General features: G+C 64.1%; 5 protein-coding genes. 2 read left to right on the top strand and 3 right to left on the bottom strand.

The window, feature by feature from the left end:
- The 3 genes from JMF90_RS27075 to JMF90_RS27065 all read right to left on the bottom strand — a co-directional run.
- A partial coding sequence (locus tag JMF90_RS27075) for a type VI secretion system contractile sheath domain-containing protein (protein ID WP_201325648.1) occupies nt 1–472 on the bottom strand: 472 nt, incomplete at its 3' end.
- Between the two features lie 15 nt (nt 473–487).
- Nucleotides 488–1,003 (bottom strand): type VI secretion system contractile sheath small subunit, encoded by a 516-nt coding sequence (gene tssB, locus JMF90_RS27070; protein ID WP_006484395.1) that lies wholly within the window; start codon nt 1,001–1,003, stop codon nt 488–490.
- Between the two features lie 46 nt (nt 1,004–1,049).
- Nucleotides 1,050–1,685, bottom strand: coding sequence for a M48 family metallopeptidase (locus JMF90_RS27065; RefSeq protein WP_011546581.1), 636 nt, complete (start codon nt 1,683–1,685; stop codon nt 1,050–1,052).
- Between the two features lie 372 nt (nt 1,686–2,057).
- Between JMF90_RS27065 and tssJ the strand changes: the two genes are divergently transcribed.
- Both tssJ and tssK read left to right on the top strand, forming a co-directional pair.
- On the top strand, nt 2,058–2,669 hold the full coding sequence (gene tssJ / locus JMF90_RS27060; protein WP_006477097.1) for a type VI secretion system lipoprotein TssJ: 612 nt from the start codon (nt 2,058–2,060) through the stop codon (nt 2,667–2,669).
- Between the two features lie 102 nt (nt 2,670–2,771).
- A partial coding sequence (gene tssK / locus JMF90_RS27055; RefSeq protein ID WP_201325647.1) for a type VI secretion system baseplate subunit TssK occupies nt 2,772–4,100 on the top strand: 1,329 nt, incomplete at its 3' end.

Below are 4,100 nucleotides of genomic sequence, written 5' to 3'. Positions count from 1 at the left end.
ACGGCGAGCCGCCGAACGTGCCGAATTCCTCTTCGTAGACCTTCTTGAACAGCGCGCTCTGGTCGAACTCGCTCGCGCCCTTGAAATCGCGCACGAGATCGCGCTTCGGCGCGTGCAGCGCCTTGATCTTGATCGTCTGGCCCGTGTTGCTTTCCTTGACCAGATAATCCATCCCGCGCCACGTGCTTTCGAGGCGCTGGAATTCCGGCGCGTGCATCACGGCGGAAAGCTGCGTGGAAATCAGGCGGTCGAGTTCCGCGACGCGCGCGTCGATCGTGGCCGACAGGTTGTCCGACACGATCACCGTGCCATCGAGCACCTGGTGCACGAGTTCGCCGATCAGGTCCTTCGCACGCGCATGCTCGGAATCGGATTTCGCGACCTTGCTCTTCTCGACGATGTCGTCGAGCAGCGAAGTCCCCGCGGCGTATTCCGCGCCGCTCGCTTGGGCCGCAGCCGTTTGCTGGTTCATCTCAACACTCCGTCGTCATTCGCCGTCTTTGTCGCCGCCGGTGCCCTTCGCGAGCTCCTGCAGCTGCTGCGTGTTCTTCAGCACCTCGGACAGCAGATCCTCGAGCTTGTCGTTGCCGGCGAGCTTGTTGCGCAGGTCGGCGAGCTTCGAGCGCGCCTCGAGCAGGCGGCGCAGCGGCTCGACCTGTTCGACGACTTCGTCCGGGCTGAAATCCGACAGCGAGCGGAACTTCAGGTCGACCGCGAACTTGCCGCCTTCCGGGCTCAGGCGGTTTTCCACCTGGAACGCGGCACGCGGCTCGATCGCCTTCATCACGTCGTCGAAATTATCGCGGTCGATATTGACGAATTTACGATCGCGCAGCTTCGGCTGCTCGATCTCGGACTGGCCCGCCAGATCGCCGACGACCCCGACGACGAACGGCAGCTCCTTCACCTCGATCGCATCGCCCTTCTCGACCTCGTAGGTCAGCTGGACGCGCGGCGGCCGTATTTTCTGCAAGCTTTTCTGAATGCTTTCTTTCTTGGCCATCTCGACGGCTCCCAGGTTAGTTGTGGTTATCGCGTCAGTTGCGGTTTCAGTTGCGCAGTGCGCCGAACGGGTCCGCGCTGCCCTTTTGCGCCACAGGCGGCGTCGGCGCGCTCGGTGCGGCCGGCGCAGCCGCATCGGCAGCCGGTGCGGCCCCGCCCTTCGGGCGATGGACGACGCGGCGCGGCGGGCGCGGTTTCACGGTCTTGGTTTCCGGCGGAAACAGCGCCGATTCGCCGAGCGTATCGCGCAGTTGCTTCGCGAGCGCCTGCGCGTCGGACTTCGCATCGCCCGCGAGCGATGCGTCCTGGCGCAGCTCGCCGAGCGACTGCGTCGCGATCCGCAGGCCGGCGACGGCCAGCACGCTCTTCGCCTGACGATCGGTCGCGTCGCGCTGCAGCGCTTCCTGGGCGGCGACGATCGCCTGCCCGTAATGGTTTTGCGCGAACTGGATTTGCGCGATGCGCGACCACGGTTCCTCGCGCGTCGGATCCGACTTCGCGAGCTGCTGGTACAGGCCGAGCGCCTTGTCCTGGTCCCCCGCCTTCGCGACGGCGTCCGCATCGGCCAGCGACTTGTTGAACACTTCCGCAGTCGGCGGCGCGGGAGGCTGGCTCGCACAGCCGGCGATCACGCCGCAAGCCACCACTACCCCAGACAGTTTTGCGAACAGACGGTCTTTCATCGTTATATCCACCGGCGCGTGAGTTTTAAATCGTTGAGAATCTGGTTCTTTTGCTTTGCAAGAAGCGCGCGGGTATAGTACCGATCAATTTTTCATAATTCAATCGTCGTGTGAAGAGTAATTCCTTTTAAAACCGGGCGCTACCCCCTCGAATGGCCGATCGCTGCGGGCTCGCCGCGGTTTTTCCTCGGGCCGGAATGCGCAAGTTTTACTGGTCGCACGACGCGCCGCCCGGACGGCGGAAAAAATTTCCGGGCGCTCGCCTGACGCGGGCGTGCTTAATAGTTGAACGGTGCAATGTCGGGGAGGCGCAGCGAACGCGGCAATACCCGGCAGTTTTGACAGGGATAAAGGCGGCACGCCGGAAAAACGATGAGATCGTCCATGATTCGCTACGCGCTGCCGCTGGTTGCCTGCGCCCTTCTGGCCGGATGCGCGGCCGCCCCGCTGCTCGGCTCGGCCGCGAGCGCCGTGATGTCCGCGGCCGGTATCGGCAAGCCCGAGGTGCCCGACGCGCAGAAGCCGCCGCGCAACATCGGGCTCACGCTGGCCGCCGCGCCGAACCTGAATGCCGCGACCGACCACAAGCCGCTCGCGCTCGTCGTCCGGCTTTATGCGCTGAAGGACCCGACCTCGTTCCAGCAGGCGCCGTTCGACGCATTTACCGATCCGACCAAGGAAAAAGCCGCACTCGGCGCCGATCTGCTGAATGTGCGCGAAATCACGCTGATTCCGGGCCAGCGCTATACGGCAACCGAGAAGGTATCGCGCGAGGCCCAGGCATTCGGCATCGTCGCGCTGTTCCGCGATCCCGCACTGCAACGATGGAAACTGACATTCGATCCGGCGAAATCGGAGAAATCCGGCATAATCATCGGCCTGCATAATTGCGCGATGACGGTCACCGACGGCACGGTCATCGCACCGCAACAAGGTGCGCCTTCGCAACCGCTGAATTTGCTGTCTTCGGTCTCTTGCGGTTAAACATGACGCACGGATGTCAATTAACAAGAGTTAACACTTGGCGATTTAATTCGGGCACGAACAAATCGATTACATCGCAACGCCACATTAACCGGATTTGACATGAGTTATTCGGCCAAGGTGCTGTGGGGGGAAGGGCTGTTCCTCCGGCCTCAACACTTTCAACGGCAGGACGCGTACCACGAGGCGCGCCTGTTCGAGTCCATCCAGGCGATCCAGCCGTACAACTGGGGCGTGCGCTCGGTGCGCATCGACCGCGACGCGCTCGGCAGCAACGTGCTGCGGGTCGCCGAGCTCGCGCTCGTGTTCCCGGACGGCGCGCTGTATGCCGCGCCGCAGGCAGACGATCTGCCGCCGCCGATCGCGCTGGATACGTTGCCCGACGGCATCAACGAATTCGTGTTCTATCTCGCGCTGCACCCGCTGCGCGAGAACGGCACCAACTACAGCGACGATCCGGCCGCCGGCTTCATGACGCGGTTCGTCAGCGAGCAGACGAGCGTCGCCGACAACTTCACCGACGCCGCCGAAGCCGACATCACGTTCCTGAAGACGCAGGTCAAGCTGATCGCGCACAGCGAGCCGCGCGACCAGCTGCTGTCGGTGCCGCTCGTACGCGTGCGCCGCACCGCGACGTCCGGCTTCGAGATCGACGACAGCTTCGTGCCACCGTGCCTCGCGATCGAAGCGTCGCCGATCCTGCACCAGCGGCTGCGCCAGCTGGTCGACGCACTACAGGCAAAAGTGAACGCGCTGTACGGCTTCCACCGCGAGCCGTCGAAGAACATCATCGAATTCCGCTCGGGCGACATCGCGTCGTTCTGGCTGCTGCATACGGCGAACGCCGCATTCGCGACGCTCGCGCACCTGCACCAGCACGCGGCGCTGCATCCGGAGCGGCTGTTCCAGGAACTGCTGCGCCTCGCGGGCCAGTTGATGACGTTCTCGAAGGGCTATACGCTCGCCGACCTGCCCGTGTACCGCCACGACGATCCGGGCCCGAGCTTCGCGCGCCTCGACCTGATGCTGCGCGAACTGCTCGACACCGTGATCTCGACGCGCTATTTCGCGATCACGCTCGACGAAGTGCGCCCGTCGTTCCACCTTGGCCGCCTCGATTCCGGCAAGATCGACGACAAGACCGAGTTCTACCTCGCGGTGTCCGCGGACATGCCGAGCGTCGAGCTCGTCGATGCGGTGCCGGCCCGCTTCAAGGTCGGCGCGCCTGACGACGTCGACAAGCTCGTGCTGTCGGCGATGCCCGGCGTGCGGCTGTCGTACACGCCGCAGGTGCCGCCCGCGATTCCGGTGCGCCCCGGCGCGTGCTACTTCGCGCTCGATTCACGCAGCCCGCTGTACGAGCGCATGCTGCAGGCCCAGTCCGCGATGATCTACGCGCCGACTGGCATCAATGACCTCGTAATAACTTCG

The organism is Burkholderia sp. E168m23, assembly GCF_016586125.1.
GTDB lineage: Bacteria > Pseudomonadota > Gammaproteobacteria > Burkholderiales > Burkholderiaceae > Burkholderia > Burkholderia orbicola.
This window is presented reverse-complemented; position numbering and strand designations above follow the sequence as displayed.